Origin of the sequence: Haloarcula sp. JP-L23 (assembly GCF_011602445.1) — an archaeon.
GTDB classification, from domain to species: domain Archaea; phylum Halobacteriota; class Halobacteria; order Halobacteriales; family Haloarculaceae; genus Haloarcula; species Haloarcula pellucida.
The window spans coordinates 3464629-3485697 of record NZ_CP050014.1; the positions used below are offsets into that span (position 1 = coordinate 3464629).

The window sequence follows — 21069 nt, forward strand, 5'->3', positions numbered from 1 at the left end:
ATAATATCAAACTGATTTAATTTCTATGAGTATTGTTAAATATTCATCAGGACGCGTCAATAGTGGCTTGTTGCCCAGGGCTTACGCGATTCACTCCCACCCTGCTCAGTCCTCGGTTCTGACAGCGAGTGTCAGAACACCCGTCTTCGCGGAAAGGGCGGGATTCTCTCGCTGATTCAAGATAGAGGGCGGGCCATTTTTAAACTGTAGACTGAAGGTAACCGAACGTTCAAGAGGGCCTATCATCTTTGTGGATGTGACCAACCCACATGACTGCATCCACCACCGCAACCGATCACGCGTCGACGTGGTTGCAACCCGACCAGATCGAGCGACTTCGGACTGCCTGCTACGACGACTGCTTTCAGTCGCCGTACCGACAACGTAATGACGCACTGGTGGCGCTCCTGTACGATCTCGGGCTCCGCGTGGGTGAACTCGTCCAGCTCACTCTCAATCATCTCGATCTGGACACCGGGACCATACAGCTTCCTAACCCAGAGCAGGCCGACAGCCGACAGACTTCGCCACCGTCACGGGATACCCTCGAACTCGATCCAGCCCACTCACTGGGAACGGTTCGACTACTCACCTCTTATCTCTCCAACCGGGAGGACGACAGCACGGTCCTGTTCCCCTCGCGAAACGGTGGTCACCTGACACCCAAAGCGGTCCGGGATGTAGTTACCAAAGCCGCCGCCACTGCTGAGATTCGCCCCTACACGCCTGCTGGGCAAAGTGAGCCGGCGGACATCTCCCCGCAAACGCTCCGCCACAGCATGGCCTGGCGTCTCCTGATCGTCGAGAACCGCTCGCTGACAGCTGTTCGCGACCGGCTGCGACACACGGCTCTCTCGACGACCAAGAGCCTCTATGCTGGCTTCAACGTGGATGAAGAACAGGCAGATGCGATCACCCAGATCCCTCGTGACACCACGCTACCGGACACACCGATCATCGACGACGTGTTGGAGGCTATTCCTGACCTCCTGTATGCATTCGACAAAAACGGTCAGCTGGTCTGGTGGAATGATCGGGTGACAGAGATCACCGGATACACAGACACAGAAATCGCGGACATGCATCCACTGGAGTTCGTCGCACAGGAGATGAGGGTGGAGATCGCCGAAGCGATTGCACACATACTCGATCAAGAGTCGATCGAGCCAAGAGAGACACACCTCGTCACAAAAGACGGGAAGTATCTCCCCTACGAGTTCACCGGCGCACCAATCACCGACGACGAGGGGACCGTCCGGGGTGTCGCTGGTGTAGGTCGCGACGTGACTGCCCGCAAACGATTCGAGCGCATCTCGGATGGATTCTACGCGCTCGATACCGACTGGCGGTTCACGTATCTCAATTCCCGGGCCGAAACGCTGGTCGACCGCTCCGAAGAAGCCCTGCTCGGGGCTGTTATCTGGGACGAGTTTCCCGACACAGTCGATATGCAGGTCTACGACGAGTTCCACACGGCGATGGAAACACAAGAACCGGTCTCGTTCGACCAATACGACCCGCGACTGGACTCGTGGTTTTCCGTCCGCGCCTATCCGTCCAAGACCGGTCTCTCAGTCTACTTCCAGGATATCACCGATCGGAAAGAGCGTGAGCAGGAACTCGAACAGTATCGAACGCTCACCGAGGCAGCCACCGACGTCATCGTCACGATCGACGACGACAGCATCATCCAGTCGGTAAACCCCGCAGTCACAGACATCTTCGGATACACACCTGACGAATTACTCGGTGAGCCGTTGACGCGACTGATGGCCGATGAGCTCGCAGCACAACACCGGGTCGGACTGCAACGCTATCTTACTACCGGCGAGCGGACGCTCGACTGGTCGAACATCGAACTCCCGGGGGTCCGTGCAGACGGCTCTGAGGTCCCGCTGGCGATTTCGTTCAGTGAAGCCGAATACGACAACCAACGATTCTTTACTGGCATCGTGCGCGACATCACCAAACGAAAGGAGCGTCAACGAGCACTCGAGCAACAGCGGACTGAACTGGCGCGACTGAATCAGTTCAACGAACTCGTACAAGATCTCGTCCACGCAATGGTCGAAGAATCAACACGCACGGAAATCGAGCAAACCATCTGCGACCAGTTGGCCGCCTCCGAGTTCTATCAAGCGGCCTGGATCGGCGAACAGACACAGACAGCTGAGACAGTGACCCCACGGGTAGGGGGCGGTATCGATCCCGACGCCGTACCGAGAATATCCACTGCAAGCACCGATGGGACTTCGCCAAGGGAGATCGCAGCACGAGCAGTCGAAACTCGAGACGCCTGCGTCATCCAGAATCCGTTCGACGATCTGGCTGGTGAGGCGTGTCACAATCAGTTACAGGGCGCCGACATCGACTCGGCACTGGCCGTACCTATCGAGCATGGTGACGTACTGTACGGCGTGCTCGTGGTGTATGCAGCGCCGACAACTGCGTTTGGCGACCGTCAGCGGGAGAGCTTCGTCGATCTCGGCGAAACTATCGGCTTCGCCATTACGGCAGCCGAGCGAAAAGATGCGCTCGTCGCCGAAAGCGTCCTCGAACTCACACTCTCGATTCGAGACTCAGAGCAGTTTTTCATCCAGGCTGCCAGTCGACTCGACGCGACCGTGAAGTTGGATGGCATAGCCGGTAGGAGTGACGACGTATATCTCGCATACTTCACCGTGACAGATGCCTCACCCGCAGCAATTCGCGATCTCGCAGATCAAAGTGAGATGGTCAATCACGTCCGAATGGTGAGCAGTCACGCGACTGAGTGTCTTTGTGAAGTGAGTATCACTGACTCGTCGCTCATCACGACAATCGCTGAATACGGTGGGACAGTCACCGATATGACTGCTGAGAACGATCACTGCACGGTTCGTATCGATCTCCCCCGAACTGCCGATCTCAGTCGGGTGATTGACGCTTTGGAAGCGATGGGTGCCGATGTCGAACTTCAGGGCAAGCAAACTGTCAACCGTCCGCTACAGACCGAACACCGGTTTCAAGCAGCCGTTACTGACCGCCTGACAGATAAACAGCGTGACGCACTCGAAACCGCCTACCTCGCCGGCTTCTTCAAGCAACCACGCCACAGCACCGGCGAAGACATCGCTGCCTCTCTGGATATCTCGCCGTCAACATTTCATCAACATCTCCGCGTGGGACTGGGGAAACTGGTTTCTTCTATCGCCGATACACCGACAGAGTGCGCCTGACAGGCGGATACCGGATTGTTGTGGCGGTATCGCTACTGGACTCCAGTGTGAGTGCTAGTCCATGCGAAAGCACGAACTCGTCCACATTCATGGTCTACTCGTTTTGGTACGTCGGCACCTCGCTGAGCAAGAGGAAATAGCAATCCCCACAGATGCATTTGACGTGTACGACGCCTATGGGGTCAGACCCACAGCGATTGCCGAACGGAAAGACACACACAAAACGGCAATCAGGCACTTATTAACAGGGTTAAACGCAACACTCGCGACAGAGCAATCGACTACGGATACCCGTTAGCACCTGCAGAGTCCTTCGATACGTGACCCCTCCACGGTCTGACGGCCGTGGTATCCGGCCACCGGATGCCCACCCTGTTGAACCAGAGCGTTCCGGTTCCAACCCGCACTCAGAGAGAACCGGAAATATTCCGGCGAATCACTCGTTTGCTCGCTCAATATTGGGCTGTGGCTCGGTCATGCAGGCCCCATTGGCATGTGTCATGGCCACGTGACGGACAGACCGCATTCGTCACCGCCCCCAGTCTGTTGGAGGCCAGCATCTCACCGATCCCGTAGCAATTTTGAATACACCGGCCAGAACAATGATCTTCGGTAGGTCGTCCAGCACTGCTGTTTTCGACGGCTGTGTCACCGTGCCAACAACCTCTGCCTGTTTGGCTCGTCGTTACGACTGGCGTCGGAACACCTCGACTCACAGGAACGCGGTATGCGCTCGCCTTTCTATCACCACCCCAGTAGCGGTCCTGACCGCACCGGATTGTTAGGGCACTAGATCTACCCACCGTCAAAATATAGACTAGAGTGGCCGGTTCAGAGGCACTACCCCCACCCATCGAAACCGGCTGATCTCACGACGCCAGCCCCCTCCTCATCTCTCCCTCTCCGCTCCCAACTCTCCTGTGAACAGACATTCTGGCCGAGAAGCTCCTCGGAAAACCGTCCTCAACGACAGTCAACGTCTCTATTTTGATTCAGCGAGAGAATCCCGCCCTTCCCGTGAGTGACGAGTGTTCCTGCACCCAGATAGGTCTCGCCGTCTCAACACCACACGCCGCGCACTCCTTTGTCGTCCCTGCCGCTTTGACCTGAACGACGTGTGTACCGTACAAGTCGGTCTTGTATTCGAGGAGTGTGCTGAGTTGTTGCCACGCCGCATCCTGCTGATGGTCAGTGCCTGTGCCACCGGTACCTCTCTCTACGGCCCTCCTGATAGAAAAGGCCGGGACAGTGTCGTCGGTGAGACTTCTCCGATAGCGGACTCATTACGGACTCAGCGACGGGTCGTCTCAGTCGTCGCTGCCATCTCGTCGAGTGGGATTCCGACGTCAATCGCGAGGAAGGCGTTGAAGCCGCGGTCGCGGAGACAGTCACGCGTCTCCTGGAGGAGACGCAAGACGTCGTCGTCAGCGTACTCGCCGCTGGCCGCATCCCACGTCGCGAACGACGGCGCGTCAGTCTCGACGTCGGCATCCGCTGGCAGCAGGGAGTCGCCGTCGAACGTGCGGTACGGGCCCATCAGATACACGAGAAACTGCTTGCGCCGGACTGGGGGCAGAACCACCGAGTCACCGACCGCCCGCGTGAGATCGTCGATAATCCGGTCCCGCATTCGAGATTCCGGTTCAGAGCGATACCTTATAAACACCGATATTTTCAGGAATTTTCGACTAGAGAGTAACTAAGTACGTGGCGCGACAACACTCGAACCGAGGCAGCCCAATGGCCGACACCGACCGCCGTTCCACGGACGAGGTTCGCCAGCCGGAGCCGCCGCTTCCCGAGGAGAGCGGGCTGACGCTCGAGGAGTATCTCGCGATGCAACAGGCGATCGGCCACCCGACGCGATTTCGCATCCTGCGCACGCTCGTCGCCAACGACGAGCTGAGCGCCGCCGAGCGCAAATCCGCGGTCGAACGTAGAAGCCCACAACTTCCATCCCCTTCTCGACGAACTGGTCGACGTTGGGCTCGTCGACAAGCGCCAGCGACGGACCGCTGATAGCTAGGGATTCTACACGTACTACCGGCCGACGGCACTGGGACGCGGCAGTCTCGAGCATGACGTCGAGGAGTTGATGCGCCGCGAACGCGAGTGCAACGATGTCTACTCGTAATCGGAGTCCAACGGTATCGGCTGCGGCACTACGGAAGCGGCTGTGCTGTTCGTTTCGCTTCTCTCAATGAACCGTTGTCACTCGGCGTCGATCATGTTCTGGGCTTCGATCGTGTCCCAGACCTCCGTGCCGGCGTCCGTAATGCCGTAGACGCGCCCTTTTCGGCGGTCTTCAGAGACCAAGAGCGTGATGAGATCCGCATCACGTAGTTCTTGGAATGCTCGGGAGATATGTGCGATACTGTGTCCGGTTTCATCAGCGATGAGCGACGGTGTTGCAGGGCCTTCCGCGAGGCGTTGCAATGTGCCAACGCGGTAGCGGGAACTAATAACGAAGCTCACGTCGTCCCACTGCTCATCGGACGTCATAGGTGGGTCCGTCTCTGCCAGGACTGGTTGTATTCTCCCGCCATTGTGTGATGAGTTCGCATCTACTGATTGGTAGCTGATTAACAGCTGTGACCGTTCAGATGGGTAAGCAACTCCAAATTCGGAGGGAGATGATGGTAATCGACTGTTTCTTCTCTCTTTGTTGTCCCATTTGACGCAGCCTGACGCTGACTGAGACACGTGCCGTCAGCGAACAGCACCGTCGAAAGAGAGACTGCCGTCACGTGTTCCTGGCACGCAGCACGCACACCGCTAGTGTGTCTCGGTGGTTGCTACACCGGGTCCCAGCGGTAGCCGCCCCACTCCTGGCTCTCCGGGTTCTCGCTCTTGAGGCCGACGTCGGGGTCCCGCAACTCCTCGACGTAGACTGGCTCCACCTCCTCACCCGTCTCGATTTCCTCCGTCGTCACCTGTCCGAGCGCACGGACCACGTCGCCGTCCACCTCGAACTCGACGATGGCGAGCGTGTTCGGTTGGCGGACGCCCGGCGGCGTCGCCGTGGACTTCGTCCACGTGATGACTTCGCCGCGCTGGTCGGAGAAGTCGAACGTTTCTTCCTGCGGTTCGCCACACTCCGGACAGCGCGGGTGCGTGGGGTACGAGACGTGACCGTTCGGGCATTTGCCTGCAACGAGAGTCATTCTGCGGCCTCCATGATGGTCGTGATGACACAGTTCCCGAACCCGCCGACGTTACACGCAAGCGCCGTCTCCGCGTCGACCTGTCGCGGGCCGGCCTCGCCGACGAGTTGCTCGTAAATTTCGACGCCCTGTGCGACGCCGCTGGCACCCAGCGGGTGGCCCTTGGACTTGAGACCTCCCGAGGTGTTGATCGGCAGGTCGCCGTCTTTCGCCGTGGTGCCGTCCATCGCCAGCTCCCACGCAGTCCCTTGGTCGGCGACGCCGATCCCCTCCAACTGGAGGAACTCGAGGATGGTGAACATATCGTGAAGTTCGGCCACGTCGAGGTCGTCTGGACCGAGACCGGCCATCTCGTAGGCCTGCTTACTCGACTCCACGACGCCGCCCATGATTGTGGGGTCGTCGCGTTCGTGGACGACGTGGGTGTCCGTCGCCCCGCCGATGCCGGAGACGACGGCGTACTCGTCGGTGATCTCCTTCGCTCGCTCTTCAGTGGTGAACAGCATGGCCGCACTGCCGTCCGTGATGGGACAGAAGTCATAGAGCCGAAGCGGATCCGCGATGATGGGAGAGTCGAGTGCCTGTTCGACCGTAATCTCCTTCTGGAACTGCGCGTTCGGGTTGTCGACGCCGTTCTTGTGGTTCTTCACCGCCACGCGCGCGAGCGACTCCCTCGGGGCCTCGAACCGTTCGAGGTAGTGGCGGGCAGTCATCCCGGCGAACGACGGCAACGTCACGCCGTGTTTGTACTCCGCTGGATGAGTACATGAGGCGATGATGTCCGTCGCCTCACCCGTCGTCTTGTGGGTCATCTTCTCCCCACCGACGAGCAGCGTCATCTCGCTGGCGCCGGAGGCGACGGACTGCCACGCCTCGTAGATGCCTGCACCGCCCGACGAGGAGGTCTGATCGACGCGTTCGCTGTATGCCGGCAGGACCCCGAGATCGTGGGCCAGTGCGTTCATCACGCCCGTCTGGCCCTCGAACTCGCCGCTCGCCATGTTCGAGACGTACAGGTGCTCAACGTCTGCCGGTGTCACGCCGGCGTCGTCGAGACACGCCTCACCCGCCTGCGAGAGGAGCTCTCGAATCCAGGCGTCACGCTGACCGAACTTTGTCATCGACGCGCCGAGTACTGCAACTTCCATGTCATTCTCCGCTCGTGGGTGGACGATATTCGTTACGATTGACTGATTTTACAGTGTTTTCTGCTACGACTGCAAAGTTATACAGTGTTAATTCACGCATCCGTGGCGACACAGTCTTTTTCCCCGTTAGCTATACTATAGTGTGACTTCCTCTAGCATGGTATGGGTGCAACCGTGTTCCTCGAAACCCCGATGGACGACGAAGAGAGTTTTGAGTGTGAAGAGGCCAAGATAATTGGCGACATCGTGTGGGCGACTCCAGCAGATGACGGCCAAGAGCGCGTTATCCCACTGTCGAACATTACAGGGGTTACTGGTGACGTCGTCGAGCAGGAAATCGAATCTCTCGAGGCTCCTGGTGGGCGGTTCACGGAACTCGTGACCGATATCTGCTGAGACTGGCACTCTCATTGTGAGAGTTCCTCTCACTAGCAAACACTCTCTGTCAACAACTCAGCTTTGCACGTTGAAGTAGGAGCGTGACGTAGGTGGTGGTAAGGACGGATGATGCCGATTATGGACTTCTCTGCGTATGGTGGTTGAGATGCCGAAACTCAGTTCGTGGTTGCCGTCCTTACTATCGATACATGATGGATCAATTCCCTTCTGGGTCACGCACGTGGCTGTTCGGCCGTGATCGGACCAGAACGCGGTGGTTCATCACGAGCGCCGTCGGCCTCTGCGGCCTGACGGCTGGATTTGCCGCACTCGGGTACGTGCTTCTCTCGGAATGGCCACGATTGTATGCACACCTCGTGATCGAATCGATCGCGGTGTTCGTGTTCGTCAGCGCCGTCGGACTGGCTATCGCCAACGCGTACATGAATGATGGCGTCCTCACAAGCACGCTACTGATCATAGCCCCGGTGATGGGGCTGTTCATCTATCTTCTCGTCAGAGCTACAGCACTCGGCACTACCATGCTTGCTCCTCTCACACTCGACTCGATTCTCCATCTCGGAGCGGGGATCGGGGCGATCTGCCTCGGCAGCTATCTGCTCGGGATCTTGTTGTACCTCCAGCAGACGCCGGATTTCTACTGAGGACACAGCTTTGCACGTTACCGGCAGCGAAGTCCATAATCAGCATCAACAGTTGTTGCCATCCTCTACATCCCTTCCACTTCAACGTGCAAAACTGAGTCAACAAGAGAGATGTCTCAAACCTGTCCTCAAAATCAGGTCCGTTTGATGGAGGTCGCCACGACGCCCCTGGGGTACGTTGAGTTTGATGGGCACGGTGCGTCGTGGCGTGTCGTCCATCCATACTTTACATGTACTGCTGTTGCCAAATAAGAGCTAACGAGTGGAGTTTTAGGAATCGGGCCTGCTCTCGAATGTGATTGGTGTCGGCTTCCTCCCCGACCTCAAGGGTCGGGCCATCGCCTCGTCACCATGTGAAACATCGACCGCCACCCGATCAGTGCGCCCGTGCTTTTGTTACTACGGAGTTCGGTATTGGGACTATGACCAGCCGGCTGTCCACTGGCGTGCCGACGCTCGACCGACACCTCGAGGGCGGGGTTCCAGCCGGTGCCCTCGTCGCATTTACGATGCCGCCCGCGACGCAGGGGGAACTGGTGCTCTCACGGCTGCTGGCCGAGCGCCACACACTCTATCTTACGACAAGCCGTCCAGAACGTGAAATCCACGACATGATCGCGACCCGAGGGGGCGACGTCACGGCGACTCGTATCGCGCCGAGGGATCTGGTCGAACAGCCCGACGTATACCTTGATGACGTCCCGGACGGGGGGAACGTCGTCATCGATACGGTCGATGAACTCGAGCGAGGTGGCCACGACGCGTATCTTGACTTTCTGAACCGGCTGAAACAGCAGCTCGAGACGGCCAACGCAGTCGGGCTAGTACGCTGTCTCACCGGGAGTGAGGCCACCAATCGGCGGCTCACGCTGGATCGGGCGGACATCGTCTGGGAACTCCACGTCGACGTCGAGAAAGGCAATGTTGAGACGTGGTTGGTCGTCCCAAAATTCCGTGCGGGTCGGGCGCTGACGGAACCGGTCAAACTCGAACTCACCGATGATGTCAGGGTCGACACCAGCCGCGACATCGCATGACCATCCCGTTACACGGGTGATGTCGTTGACACTCGATGGCGTCAAGGCATCGGGACTCACCTGCCGCCGGTCCCTCGTCGACGCGGTGATCTTCGGGAAGGCCACCCACATTGACGCGACTATTGTCGTCGTCAGGAATCATCGAAGCTGGCACAGCCGGTGATATACCCATCATTGAGCCGAGGTAACACCTGGCTATATACCGCTCGTGACTGAACATTGGTGCATGCCCGTCTCGACCGGTAGTCCCACCCTCGATGCCATGCTGGACGGTGGCTATCCCGAACAGCGAGCCACGCTTCTTACCGGGACACCCGGCACTGGGAAAAGTACGCTCGCCATGCAGTTCCTGCAAGACGGCCTCGAAAACGGCGAAACATGTCTGTTCATCAGTACCGAGCAGACGGTCGACGAACTCCGTGATGCGTTCGCACCATTCGCGTTCACCCTCGACCACGACCAGCTCACGATCACGTCCCTGCATGCGCGGACGGGACAGACGTTCGAGAGTGACGAACCGACACTGGTTCTCGAAACCTTCGACGACAGGGAAGTAATCGGCGACGGCATCTCGGCAGCGTTCACCAGCGACCGGATCCAACAAGGACTCGAACGCTACGCCCCCTGCGATCGGGTCGTCCTCGACAGCGTTTCGGGGCTCCAACCGATGGCCCAGAACCGTGATGTGTACCGGCGCGGCGTACTGGACCTTATTCAATTATTCACCGACAATTTCGGTGCAACCACCGTCCTGACTGCTGAATATGTGGGGCCGTCACCACGCGAACAGACTGTCGAAGCCATCGGCGGCGACAATACGGTCCAGTACAACGTTTACGGCGTCATCCGACTGTGGCGCGAGCAGAAGCGTGGCGAACTCCGACGGTTCATCGACGTTATGAAGATGCGTGGGGTCAACCACGACACTCGCAAGTACGAGATTACGTTCGCAGAGCAGGGAGTCGACATTATTCCGCGGCAGCGAGCACTGCCTCATGGGATGGCAGACCGTGATCGGCTTTCGACTGGGGTACCTGAGCTGAATACGCTGCTTGACGGCGGGTTCTTCCGAGGCGAGAGCGTTCTGCTCGAACACGACAGCCGGGCCAACCTCGAGGCGTTTTTCTTCGCAGTGCTGAACCAGGCACTGGCCGAAAACATGGGGATCGTCGTAGTCCCCCGCGTCGATACCCCACCAGAAGCCATCGATACCCTCCTCGGGCGCGAGCCCATCAGGCGGGACACGCTGGAGCTCCTGCAGACGGACCAGTTGTTCGTGCTGGATGCGCTCGGCGCGTGGAAAGACCGGCACAACGTATTCAATCTCCAGCGCGAAGACGATGGCATCCGCGATCTGTTGGAGACCATCAGAGACAGGGCCACCACAGACGGACTTCTGCTGTTGTTGAATACGGAAGCGAAGGTCCATACACTTGGTGAGGAAGAAAGCCGGCGGACGCGCTACTGGCTCCAGTCACAGATGCTTGAGGCGTCCGACCTCTTGGTCGACATTCACAATCCAAACCTGATGGCAGCTGACCTGGCCGAATTCTACACGGATGCGGCGACCCAGGTGCTCGAAACGTGGCTCGACGATACTGGCCTCCAGTACGTCCAGCTGAAAAAAGCCCCGTCGGGCGAAATCGGGGGGCTACGCCTTGTCGAATATATCCAAGATGATCCATATATCCGGGTGAAGTGAAAAAGTTGTATGATGGTGCAAGGAGTCGGCTGCTCTCAGAGAGATAGCGTGCGAAATAGCCCGTTTGCACAGGCGTTCGTTCTCGGTCAGCGGGGTGGGAATAGGGCGGGATCGTTTATTCGAAGCCGGGCCCTCTGGTCGTCCAGTTCACCTGGTCGCCGGCCAGCGTCATGCCGTCGCCGAACCGGTTGTCGGCGACGATGGCGTCTTCGGTCGTCGCTCGACTGTACTGGTAGAGTTGCCCGCTCTTGAAGTCACAGTCCTTGAGCCGGAGGTGATCGGCGCCGTCGTCGAGGAGAAGGTCCAGTCCGCCGCCGGTATGATTGAACGAACAGCCCGGACGTCGAGCCACGGCGCGTCGACGAGAAGGCCATGGCGTTTGCCGTCGCTTTCGGGATCCATGTGGACGTCCCAGTTTTCGAGTATCACGTTCGATCGGGTGATACGACCGAGATGCGCGTTCGACTGTGCGCTCCCGCTGTCGTAGATAGTCCAGTTGCGGGCGACGATCCGTCCCAAATTTCTATCCGAGCCATTGCCGGAGATGTCACAAATATACTGGTTGGCGCTGCTGTCGATAGTGATATTCGACAGCGTGCAGTGGTCGACGTCACTCCCAACACGGACCAGTTCGGACGGCGTCCGCTGTTGGGCATCGATTCTGATACTGTCGGCGACGGCCTGGTGGGCTTTGTTCACCCACAGAGCGGCATAGGAGTAGCCCCGGTCTTCCGCGTCGGTATTGGTGATCTTGCACTTGTAGGCGAAGTCGCCATCACCGAGGCGGATGTTCCCGGCGCCGCAGTTCTTGATTTCCGTGTTCCGTATCGCGACCTTCCCGTTGTGGCCGGCGCTGTAGATCCCGTTGTTGATGAACCCCGCGATGTCGCTGTTCTCGATGACGAGATAGCCCCGGTGGTCGCGCTCGATCGCGAGTCCCATCGGATGTTCTTGTTCCGTGAGGTCCGGGTCGTAGAAGGAGCCATCGGGCATAGCGATGTTCACGAACCCCTGTCCAGTCTCTGTCAGAAGCGTCGGATGGATGGAATAGTACGGCGGGACAATGCGGTCGATCTCACCGACGAGCCGACAGTGGTCCATTTCGAGGTACTCGTCGACGGACGCGATCATCGCCGAGGCGGCCACGTTCGACTGTTGAATGTCGAACTCGATGTCTTGTGCGATGAAGATGTCCGCATACCCGGGTCTGTCAACCCCAGCCCGAATGAAGTAGGGCATCTCGGGGTTCGTACACTTCACCGTGGCCTGTGGCTTGCCGACGAGGCCGAACGTGGCGAACTCGTCGGCTTCAACTGCTGTGTTCCACGTGTACGTCCCATTGGGCAGGTAGTAGATGACGCTCTCGTTCGGCTCCTGTCGATTGAAGTGATTCTGGATGAACGCGCCGAGGTCGTCGTCAGACTCCGGCTCGATTCCTTGCTCACTCACGTCAATGACGTCCCAGCTATCGACGGACAACTCGTCCGTGTCAACTCCGCCGTTGACGATGAGGCTAGGAGCACTCTCGCTGCTCCGGGCCGTCCCCTGAATCGGGGACTGAAACTTGACTGGACCCGGCTGGTCCGCTCCCTCCGTCGCGCGCATCGACCAGTCCCCCGCAGCGGCGTCGTAGAGTTCCACCGCGCCGTTACCAGACCCGGGCGTACGCAGGGACGCGCGATCGGTTGTCGTCGTGATATCACTGACGTTCAGGATGTCGTTCCCGTTGAGGTCTAGATCGCCGTTGAAATCACCGGCGACGTCTGACGATTGCATCGTCTCGAACATCTCTCCCGAACCGCTACAGCCCGAAATCAGCGACGTCAACCCACCGACACCGCTCATTAGTTTTCGTCTGGTCGTTTCCAGGTCATTATCACGTTGCTCTCCACCATCAGCTATCTCCTGATTTCTATCTGACGTCATGGTTTAGTAATAATGCCCTTCCATCTTCATTATCTGTCTCGTAAACATCAAATCTGATATTAAGACGTGTAAAAATGGCGGGTAGATGGGATAAAATGTCAGTTTTCCTCAGAGTTTGTACTATAATTACGTAGTATTTCGTATAACTAGGCAGAATTTCGGGAGTAGGAGTGTTATCGTTTGTAATACCCACCGTGCTGCCGATAGGATCCGGTCAACGACCCTGCCCTACTCCCTCGGGCTGATGCCCACTCGCTTCGTTGAGGGTAGGGCTTGTCCATGGACTGGGCCTCGAACCCCGTCAGGGTACGGGGTGTATCCCCGATTCGGTGTCACGGTTCCAGACTTCAGGGCGAGTTGAATATCCGATATCGGTAGGCTTGGGCTCGGTACTCGTCGCAAATCATCTAGACGTTGGTGTTACTTTCCTTGTTTCACACCGTGTTGTATATCGGGGCTCTTAACGGGGACAACCAACTTCTGTCTGTCAGCGCTGATGGTCGAAAGAGCATACCCCCGATTTCGAGTGTTTCGGAGCGAGAGTTGACTGAGAGTTGTATCTTTGTGGACCCGTGCAATACCTCGGCGACTCACTCCGGTTCTTGACGTCTACAGACGAGGCAGGTCGGGTACCTCAGGGCTTGACAGAGGGAGCCACGTTTCGTCTCCGTGCCCTTCTAATACTGTTTTAATTACTCTTAAAGTGGCTGAAATTCAGACTTGGCAGCTAGCAGTCATTGAACGGTAGTGTGGGCTGTGTTGAATCGCCGTAAGGCGGTGGAATTCACTGTTTGACGGCACGTTTGATGTTATAGACGACACACATCAGAGCGATTTCTCGGAACTCACGAAACCAGGAACGCGCTCGCACGGCGAAGCCGAGCGAGCGCTTCACAGCCGAATTGACGGTCTCAGTCATAGAGCGCTGATTGTAGCGTTTTTTGTCGATTCTGGCGTTGTGAGCGTGGTCGTACGGGGCGAAGATGCGATGCTTGATGAGCGGTCTGATGTCGATCTCACGCAGTGATTCACGGAGTGACTGCTTGTCATAGCCTTTGTCGGCAGCTAGAGACCGCAGATCGCCCGCGTTCCGGCGGGCGATCTGCTCAGCGAGGTCTGCGTCGCTTCCTTCCCGAGTCGTCGAGCAGTGTACGTCAAGGACTGCTTGAGTCTCTGTATCGACGAGTTTCGTGACTTTCAGCTTCTGCACGCGGTAGCTTATTCTCTGGCAGTAATGGCGGCTCGCTGCTGAGCGTTCGTAGAATGTAGCGTCAATAGCGGCGTGTTTCGAAGGATCGTGTAGCTGCGCCGACTGGCGAAGCAACACTCGGCAGATGCTCATACTGATCCGGTCGAACGCTTTACACAAGGTGGACGGCGAGGGGAGATCGGCCGTGTTGAGGCCGATCTCCCCGGTTATTTGTGGCATCTCCTTGAGCAGGTCGATGGTCATCCGGTAGGATGTATCAAGGTAGATCCGCAGACAATGCAGGGAAACGAGCGCATAGTCGGCGAATCCGCCGCCAGTAACTCTTTGAGCAATCGGGACGATTTCGCTAGTGAAGCGGGAGATTTGGGTCATGAACAACTGAAGTCTCCCGCTTCAACTCCTTCGATTTAGCGACCTATCCCGACGCCGTCTAGTGATTCAACACAGCCGCTCAGACCGGTACGCGTGGTGCGAGTCCGTAGAGCACGACGATGGCTGACAGGGTCGCTAGGACACCACCGATCAGTGCAACGACTGGAACCGCGATGCTAGGATCGAAGCGTTGTGCGTAGCAGTGAAACAACCCAACGGACAGGATCGCTGTGAGGACTGCAAGCGGATAGCGCTCTTCTCGTCGCCGAAACCACACTACCCCGGCCAGCAGAAGGCCACCAGCAAGTATGCTGAATCCGCCTGTCACGACCAGTAGCACCAGCCGAGCAAGCCCGCGGGACGCCCATGGCTGCAACACAAGGAGACTTCCAATGATGCCCATGAATCCTACCAATACGAGCGTCAGTGCTGGGACCCCGCGATAGCGTGCCTCCTTCGAATCCGGTTCCCGACGCCATAGCCATCCCGTCACAACGAATCCGAGACAGACGACGAGGAGAATGGCGGTCACGGAGTCTGGTTGTCTCGGTGTCGGTGGCGTGTTTTTGGTGCCATATCCGAGGATCGTGCCAAGCAGCCCAGCAATACCTGTGAGAATGAAAGCGGTGGCACCTGGTTCCGAACGAACCATATCATCGGTGGCATTTCGGGCGATAAGTGTTTTCGGGCCACTGTCGGTGTGCAGGTTTACAGCGTGGAGGTCCCCCTCCTGACTGGCGAGAGTTGGGACGCGTCAGTTCTTGCTTTTATACTGTCGGCTGTAATCACGTGAAGGCGTATTCGACCATCTCGGGATTTGTGGCCGCAAGCCGACCGGAATCAGACATCATCGCTTCGAATAGGTACAGCCGACAGTATAGTATGGCGGGCCGACAAGCGTCTCACCTACGTTTCGAGTGGTTCAACTGGAGTCTGTGGTAGCAGTGTTTTTTCGCTGATGTGCTCGCATTCACATTAAACGGGATGTGAGCGACTAACACATCAGATCTAGGTATCTAGGCCCAAGGAATATCCCATCATATCGGCACCATTACATCACGATTCATGGTTGCCAAAGAGGGAGACATCCCCTCCAAGATGAATGAGGAAGATCACGGTAAAAATGACGATGGTGTTGATGTCGTAACATGTCCATTATGTGTGTTTGAGGACGATTCTCAGGCAGTCTACCGGCACTTACAGACGTCACACCGGAAAAGCAAACTGAGTCGTGAGCTACTGAACGACAATCCACGGACGCAGACGGCTGAGGCAGACTAATTGGAAGCCAGGGAACAACCCTGCTGATGTCAACTACCCCGCCCTACTCGCGCTACCGCGCTCGTTGAGGGTGGGGCTTGCGTGCGGTTTCTCGACATGGGACTCATGGCGAGGAAAGACGCTTGTAGCGCAGGGCCAGACGCCAGCGGCAATTTAATTAGACGTTACCTCCGCTCTACCCCGCGACCGAGGTCACGGGAGACGGAGAGGCACATGGCGTCACGTTCGCTTCGACGGTCCGTCTTTCGGGGTCGGTTGACTGCGACCCGTCCATGCCGAGAAACGCACCGTGGCCTCGTTGGCACGCCAGCCCTCACGGACTGTCTGTGGCCCGTCATGGACAGTCAGAGGTGTGTCGTACTCGGTATTAACGGTTCGCACGCGCTCCTCCCCTCCCTACTCACTCACTCCGTTCGTTCGTTGAGGAAGGGGACTCCGCGCGACCGCCGAGTTGATACCAGTGCAGTCTTTGGGTTTTCTTTTTCATTCCACAAACATAGCGGCGCGGTCCAAGCAACTAACACGATTCAGGTGGTCTGTTCAGATAGCGGGATTCTCAGCGACGGGGTAGTTGACCTCTCCTCACCCATCTTCTCGCTGCTGTTGCAGCGTGGATTTCGCACGTGCGACATAGGTGTTCGCTGACCAGCTACGGGCATTGCTCATTTCCTCCAAGACCGCCTCGGCTGCATCCGGGGAGAGCACGTTGTTTCGAACGAGCGCCGTGAGGACGATCGGCGTCGTCACGAGACGGGTATCCACCAGTGAAGCATGCACCAGCGCCAATCGGTTGAACTCGTTACAGAGCAACTGGACTGCATCCACCTCGTTCGCCAGCGTGACTGCTGCATTCTCGCCATCGTCGAGCGGGAACGTCTCGTCAAGATCGACGTTGCGAACCTCGAACGCGGCCTGTCGATCGAGGACGGCCTGTGCTGCCACCCCCGACGCGTCGTCATAGGATGCCGTCTCGGTGAGTTCGTCGACGACCTGCTCGGGAAGGATGACGACGTGTGAGTCGAGAAGCAGGTCGAGTGGATTGGGCGTGGTATCTTCGACAGTCCCTAAACTAACGAGGGCGGACGTATCGGCGACGATGCGCACCATCTAGGGATCGGCCAGCTCCTCCGCAACATCGTCGAGGAACGCTTCGCTCAGCTGTTGTTTCAGGAGGCGAAAGTTTGCAGCCTCTTCGTGACCGACGAGGGCTTTTAACTCCTCGAAGGTGATGTCGTCGTCGTAGAAAGCCTCAGCAATCTCCTGTTTCACCTCGTCGGAATGCGCCGCATCCCGAAGATACTCTCGGAGGGCAGAGATGAGAATATCCGTCCGGTCCGTCTCGAACACCGCTGCGAGGGTGTCGGCCCGATCGACTAATCCTCGGGGTGCTCGGAACTGAACGCGCTTTTTCTCTGACTCGGAACTCATGTGTGTACATTGTGAGTGTGATGGTAAAATACTTGCCTCATACGGTTCAGCAACGACCCACGGCTGTAGCTGCACCGACTCATGCGCGGCAGACCTTCTTTCAGGTCAGGTGTCGTACAACAGTCTATGTCGAATGCCGTGTCCGCCATCGACTACCACGAACGGACGAAACATACCCCACGGAGCGTCCGCAGTGGGTCCGGCCTCGATTTCGACAACAAGCCGCGTCCGTACAAGAGCTACAACGGCGTGCCCACCGTCTCGTTGGCCGACGCAATCCGTGACCCAGCGATGCCGGCGCTCCACGCCGTCGCTACGCAGCCCCCACCGGACACGGATGCGTCCACATCGTTCGACCGAGCTACGCTTGCGGGCCTGTGCTACTACGCTGCGGGTATCACGAAGTCCATCCGACGGCACGGCCAGAACTATCACTTTCGGGCCGCCGCGTGTACTGGCGCACTCTATCACATCGACTTGTACCTCGTCTGCGGCGATCTCGACGACCTTGACGACGGCGTCTACCACTACGACCCACGGACCGAGTCACTCGACATGCTCCGAGACGGTGACTATCGGGGAGTGCTCGTCAAGGCGAGTCGCGACCCGGCTGTTACGCGCGCCCCAGTCACGTTCGTTGTGACCTCGACATGGTGGCGGAATGCCTGGAAATACGGGGCACGGACCTACCGCCACGCGTTCTGGGACTCCGGGACAGTCCTCGCGAATCTCGTCGCCGCGGCACACGCGCTGGATAGGCCCGCCACCATCGTCTCAGGGTTCGCTGACGATCCCGTTGCAACCCTGCTGGGGATCGACCCCGAGTGGGAGGCCCCGTTGGAACTCGTGCCCGTCGGTGTGGGTGCCCCTGTGGCCAGGAGCTCCGGTACAAGCGCCGTCGAGCCCATCGACCCGCCGACCGAGCCGCTTGCCTCGGACCCGATAGCATATCCGTTGATTCACCAGGCGTGGACGGGAAGCACGCTTTCGGCTGGCACTGCGGCCCAAGCATGGCGTACTCGCGGCGAGCGACCGGTGGATGGTCGTAGGCCAGGCGACGGCGACCGTGTCGAACTTGACCCCGTGGGACCGGACACAGCGTCGACTCGGCCACTCCACACGACCATCCGTCGGCGCGGCTCTTGCCGGGCCTACGAGCGTGACACCCTTTCGTTCCGGAAGCTCTCGACAGTGCTCGACCGCGCGACGCGGGGGGTGCCTATGGATGTGCGGGCAGACGATGGGGACAGTGGAACCGGGGCGGCGCTCCAGTTCGTGGACTGCTACTGCATCGTGAACGGCGTTGCAGATCTCGAACCGGGTGCCTACCAGTACCACCCCGACGCTGGCGAACTCGAACGCATTCATGCCGGCGAGTCCCGGCAAGCGGCCCGGCACCTGGCACTCGATCAACAGCTCGGTGCCGACGCCGCCGTCTGCATCTACTTCCTGGCCGACCTTGACGCGGTGACCGATGCACTCGGTAACCGAGGGTACCGTGTCGCGCAGCTGGAAGCCGCACTCACTGCCGGCCGCCTGTATCTGTCGACCTACGCCCACCGCGACCTCGGCGGCACCGGGCTGACATTCTTCGATGACGTGGTGACGGACTTCTTCGAGCCGCGCGCAGCAGGGCAGACGCCGATATTCCTCTACACCCTGGGTCGTCCTGCATAGTGTGGATTCGTGGTCAATACCGGGGATAGAGGTAACGTTAGTTACCGACCCGCGTTTCCTCTCACCATATGTCGTTCCATACTTCGGTGAATCGCTCACCCTTTCTCACAACGTTCTCGTCTTCATCCCGCTCAAGAACGTCTTTCTCCACTAATTCCGACAGAGAATAGTTAGACCATCGGAGACGGAGTCGCGCAACCTCCTCACAAGCAGACGGTAGATCGTCTCTAACCTCTGTGGATGGAAACATTAGCTAGTCTTGTGCGTAAACTCGAATAAACCCCCTCTTTATTTATTATCGTTACAAAACTCGTAGTTCTGCTCGATACGCAGGCTCTAGTCAACTGCCCCGCGCACGGTGGCGCGGGGCTTGTCAGTGAACTCGGCCTCTGCCGACCGTGGTTAGTCGGACGGGACGAATCCCCGGTTCGGCGTCACTGTTCCTGACTTCAGGGCGAGTTGACTGTCGCCCGTCCGCCGCGACGACTGTAGGCCGCGACGGACATACCGCCACCCAACATTCTTCGCTCCAACATAGTCCGCGTTCGCCGTCGCACCACACGACTCACACTCAAACTCCGCCTGCGTGATACGATTGCCTTTGCTCGTGTGTCCACACTCGGGACACCGACGGCTCGTATTCTCCGGTGACACGTATTCTACACAGATGCCTTCCGCGTCGGCCTTGTACTCTACGAGGTCAACGAGTTGGCGGTGCGCCCACTGGTGGAACTCTTTCACCGGCGGCGCACGCTCTCTAATGTGTTTCAGGTTCTCGAACGCGATATACTCGCAGTCGTGTTCCAACGCTTCCTCAATGATGTCGTTGGCGACCCGGTGTAGGACATCCCGAACGTGGCGGGACTCCCTGCCACTCATCTGCTGGAGAGTGCGGTGCGCGGACTGCGTGCCAGTCTGTTGGAGGTTCCCGCGAATCCGCTCGACCCCCCGGTGTCGATGCCTGAGTTCTCTGCCGGACGCGAAGTACGCCGTCGAGGTGGTGGCGATGTTGACGATGCCGAGGTCAACGCCGAGAACTGTCCTGTCCTCGTCGTCACCCTGTGTTTCGACTTGTTTCTCGGGCTTCGGCTTGCGGAACCCGAGGTGCAGGTAGTAGTCGCCATCACGACGAGTGAGCGTGGATTCGGTAAGTTCCCAGTCCCCATCGTTGAGGTACTGGTGTTGGTAGCCGTTTTCACCGTCCGGCAACGCGAGGTCGCACCGAATGCGGTCATCGACTGTTGAGAGTGAGACACTACCGTCGTCGAACAGCGTCATCGTCCGGGTGTCGTATGTCACCGTACTGGCGGTGAAACTGGGACGAGAGGTCTTGTAGTCCTCGTCCAGTTCTTCGAGTTCCTCGACACCGGAGAGTGCGGCTGCGGCTTGGTGGGTGGCAAGAATCGCGTGTTGACTCCCGAGACGTGTCTCCTCCAGTACTGTGTCGTAAGCGAGGTCTTGGAGGGACACCTTCCGCGTTTCACCCGTTCTCCATCCGATTCGACTGCTGATGTTACAGGCAGCTTTCCACTCGTTGATGGTGGCGTCGAGAAGTTGCGTCTGCTCGGTAGTAAGGATGGGGCGGGTGATTGCGGTGCGTCTCAGGTAGTTGTCGTCCGCCACGTCTTTCAATAGACGGGTAAGGTAGTTAGTAGTGGGTGGTTTGTGGCAGCGAGTGTCGGCTTCCTCCCCGCCCACGGTGGGGCGGGGAATCCGCCTCGCTACCTAGTTTGAAACCACCTTCGACCAGAAAACCGATCGAATCGCCGAGCTGGAGGCTGATCTACAGGCGGGGCAGGCCGAGTGCCTCGGGGCTTGACCCCGAGGCGGTTCACGAGAGCTGGAGGACGCATTATCCGACCG

The 21069-nt window shown here is 58.4% G+C and carries 16 protein-coding genes and 3 pseudogenes; 8 read left to right on the forward strand and 11 right to left on the reverse strand.

Features of this window, described 5'->3' with window-relative positions:
- Positions 1 to 269: 269 nt before the first annotated feature.
- On the forward strand, positions 270 to 3218 hold the full coding sequence (locus G9465_RS18125) for a PAS domain S-box protein (protein ID WP_166972579.1): 2949 nt from the start codon (positions 270 to 272) through the stop codon (positions 3216 to 3218).
- Between the two features lie 61 nt (positions 3219 to 3279).
- Entirely contained in the window at positions 3280 to 3516 is a 237-nt protein-coding gene (locus G9465_RS26420) for a UPF0058 family protein (RefSeq protein WP_166972581.1), read from the forward strand.
- A 727-nt stretch (positions 3517 to 4243) separates the two neighbouring features.
- Here the strand turns inward: G9465_RS26420 and G9465_RS18135 are convergent.
- Positions 4244 to 4405: pseudogene (locus G9465_RS18135) on the reverse strand (zinc ribbon domain-containing protein); the annotation flags it as partial.
- A 116-nt stretch (positions 4406 to 4521) separates the two neighbouring features.
- A pseudogene (locus tag G9465_RS18140) lies at positions 4522 to 4848 on the reverse strand (hypothetical protein); the annotation flags it as partial.
- 110 nt (positions 4849 to 4958) lie between these two features.
- Here G9465_RS18140 and G9465_RS18145 point away from each other — a divergent pair.
- Positions 4959 to 5352 (forward strand): annotated as a pseudogene (locus G9465_RS18145) (winged helix-turn-helix domain-containing protein).
- A 77-nt stretch (positions 5353 to 5429) separates the two neighbouring features.
- On the opposite strand, the gene G9465_RS18150 reads toward G9465_RS18145, so the two are convergent.
- The 3 genes from G9465_RS18150 to G9465_RS18160 form a co-directional block, all read right to left on the reverse strand.
- Complete coding sequence (locus tag G9465_RS18150) at positions 5430 to 5720, reverse strand: winged helix-turn-helix domain-containing protein (protein ID WP_166972583.1); 291 nt, start codon at positions 5718 to 5720, stop codon at positions 5430 to 5432.
- A 293-nt stretch (positions 5721 to 6013) separates the two neighbouring features.
- On the reverse strand, positions 6014 to 6382 hold the full coding sequence (locus G9465_RS18155; protein ID WP_166972585.1) for a Zn-ribbon domain-containing OB-fold protein: 369 nt from the start codon (positions 6380 to 6382) through the stop codon (positions 6014 to 6016).
- A complete protein-coding gene (locus tag G9465_RS18160) occupies positions 6379 to 7530 on the reverse strand; it encodes a thiolase family protein (RefSeq protein WP_166972587.1) in 1152 nt (383 codons plus the stop codon). Before G9465_RS18160 ends, G9465_RS18155 begins: the two co-directional genes overlap by 4 nt.
- A gap of 162 nt (positions 7531 to 7692) precedes the next feature.
- On the opposite strand from G9465_RS18160, the gene G9465_RS18165 reads away from it, so the two are divergent.
- From G9465_RS18165 to G9465_RS18180, 4 genes are all read left to right on the forward strand, one after another.
- Entirely contained in the window at positions 7693 to 7926 is a 234-nt protein-coding gene (locus G9465_RS18165; RefSeq protein ID WP_166972589.1) for a hypothetical protein, read from the forward strand.
- Positions 7927 to 8117: 191 nt separating this feature from the next.
- Complete coding sequence (locus tag G9465_RS18170) at positions 8118 to 8573, forward strand: hypothetical protein (protein ID WP_166972591.1); 456 nt, start codon at positions 8118 to 8120, stop codon at positions 8571 to 8573.
- A 422-nt stretch (positions 8574 to 8995) separates the two neighbouring features.
- The gene (locus G9465_RS18175) at positions 8996 to 9610 is read left to right on the forward strand and encodes a transcriptional regulator (protein WP_166972593.1); all 615 of its coding nucleotides are present in this window, start codon (positions 8996 to 8998) and stop codon (positions 9608 to 9610) included.
- 226 nt (positions 9611 to 9836) lie between these two features.
- The gene (locus tag G9465_RS18180; protein WP_166972595.1) at positions 9837 to 11312 is read left to right on the forward strand and encodes an ATPase domain-containing protein; all 1476 of its coding nucleotides are present in this window, start codon (positions 9837 to 9839) and stop codon (positions 11310 to 11312) included.
- Positions 11313 to 11480: 168 nt separating this feature from the next.
- Here the strand turns inward: G9465_RS18180 and G9465_RS18185 are convergent, their stop codons facing one another.
- The 5 genes from G9465_RS18185 to G9465_RS18205 all read right to left on the reverse strand — a co-directional run bounded on the left by G9465_RS18185 (position 11481) and on the right by G9465_RS18205 (position 17529).
- Complete coding sequence (locus G9465_RS18185; protein WP_166972597.1) at positions 11481 to 13088, reverse strand: hypothetical protein; 1608 nt, start codon at positions 13086 to 13088, stop codon at positions 11481 to 11483.
- Positions 13089 to 14022: 934 nt separating this feature from the next.
- Positions 14023 to 14820 carry an IS5 family transposase gene (locus tag G9465_RS18190; protein WP_166972599.1) on the reverse strand — a complete coding sequence of 266 codons (798 nt, stop codon included), beginning with the start codon at positions 14818 to 14820 and terminating at the stop codon, positions 14023 to 14025.
- Between the two features lie 79 nt (positions 14821 to 14899).
- Complete coding sequence (locus G9465_RS18195; RefSeq protein WP_166972618.1) at positions 14900 to 15472, reverse strand: hypothetical protein; 573 nt, start codon at positions 15470 to 15472, stop codon at positions 14900 to 14902.
- Positions 15473 to 16683: 1211 nt separating this feature from the next.
- On the reverse strand, positions 16684 to 17208 hold the full coding sequence (locus G9465_RS18200) for a hypothetical protein (RefSeq protein WP_166972620.1): 525 nt from the start codon (positions 17206 to 17208) through the stop codon (positions 16684 to 16686).
- On the reverse strand, positions 17209 to 17529 hold the full coding sequence (locus G9465_RS18205) for a hypothetical protein (protein WP_193571714.1): 321 nt from the start codon (positions 17527 to 17529) through the stop codon (positions 17209 to 17211). It abuts the gene before it with no gap.
- A gap of 126 nt (positions 17530 to 17655) precedes the next feature.
- Between G9465_RS18205 and G9465_RS18210 the strand changes: the two genes are divergently transcribed.
- Positions 17656 to 19206, forward strand: a complete 1551-nt coding sequence (locus G9465_RS18210) for a SagB/ThcOx family dehydrogenase (protein ID WP_193571715.1) — start codon at positions 17656 to 17658, stop codon at positions 19204 to 19206.
- Between the two features lie 402 nt (positions 19207 to 19608).
- Here G9465_RS18210 and G9465_RS18215 read toward each other — a convergent pair whose 3' ends face one another.
- The gene (locus tag G9465_RS18215; protein ID WP_166972622.1) at positions 19609 to 20829 is read right to left on the reverse strand and encodes an RNA-guided endonuclease TnpB family protein; all 1221 of its coding nucleotides are present in this window, start codon (positions 20827 to 20829) and stop codon (positions 19609 to 19611) included.
- Positions 20830 to 21069 lie beyond the last annotated feature (240 nt).

What these genes read in the sequence shown, in the direction of transcription:
- G9465_RS18125 (WP_166972579.1), top strand. Translation starts at nt 270, where the DNA reads ATGACTGCATCCACCACCGCAACCGATCACGCGTCGACGTGGTTGCAA.
- G9465_RS18150 (WP_166972583.1), bottom strand. Translation starts at nt 5,720, where the DNA reads ATGACGTCCGATGAGCAGTGGGACGACGTGAGCTTCGTTATTAGTTCC.
- G9465_RS26420 (WP_166972581.1), top strand. Translation starts at nt 3,280, where the DNA reads ATGCGAAAGCACGAACTCGTCCACATTCATGGTCTACTCGTTTTGGTA.
- G9465_RS18210 (WP_193571715.1), top strand. Translation starts at nt 17,656, where the DNA reads ATGTCGAATGCCGTGTCCGCCATCGACTACCACGAACGGACGAAACAT.
- G9465_RS18200 (WP_166972620.1), bottom strand. Translation starts at nt 17,208, where the DNA reads ATGGTGCGCATCGTCGCCGATACGTCCGCCCTCGTTAGTTTAGGGACT.
- G9465_RS18170 (WP_166972591.1), top strand. Translation starts at nt 8,118, where the DNA reads ATGATGGATCAATTCCCTTCTGGGTCACGCACGTGGCTGTTCGGCCGT.
- G9465_RS18185 (WP_166972597.1), bottom strand. Translation starts at nt 13,088, where the DNA reads ATGCAATCGTCAGACGTCGCCGGTGATTTCAACGGCGATCTAGACCTC.
- G9465_RS18205 (WP_193571714.1), bottom strand. Translation starts at nt 17,529, where the DNA reads ATGAGTTCCGAGTCAGAGAAAAAGCGCGTTCAGTTCCGAGCACCCCGA.
- G9465_RS18190 (WP_166972599.1), bottom strand. Translation starts at nt 14,820, where the DNA reads ATGACCCAAATCTCCCGCTTCACTAGCGAAATCGTCCCGATTGCTCAA.
- G9465_RS18195 (WP_166972618.1), bottom strand. Translation starts at nt 15,472, where the DNA reads ATGGTTCGTTCGGAACCAGGTGCCACCGCTTTCATTCTCACAGGTATT.
- G9465_RS18155 (WP_166972585.1), bottom strand. Translation starts at nt 6,382, where the DNA reads ATGACTCTCGTTGCAGGCAAATGCCCGAACGGTCACGTCTCGTACCCC.
- G9465_RS18160 (WP_166972587.1), bottom strand. Translation starts at nt 7,530, where the DNA reads ATGGAAGTTGCAGTACTCGGCGCGTCGATGACAAAGTTCGGTCAGCGT.
- G9465_RS18165 (WP_166972589.1), top strand. Translation starts at nt 7,693, where the DNA reads ATGGGTGCAACCGTGTTCCTCGAAACCCCGATGGACGACGAAGAGAGT.
- G9465_RS18180 (WP_166972595.1), top strand. Translation starts at nt 9,837, where the DNA reads ATGCCCGTCTCGACCGGTAGTCCCACCCTCGATGCCATGCTGGACGGT.
- G9465_RS18175 (WP_166972593.1), top strand. Translation starts at nt 8,996, where the DNA reads ATGACCAGCCGGCTGTCCACTGGCGTGCCGACGCTCGACCGACACCTC.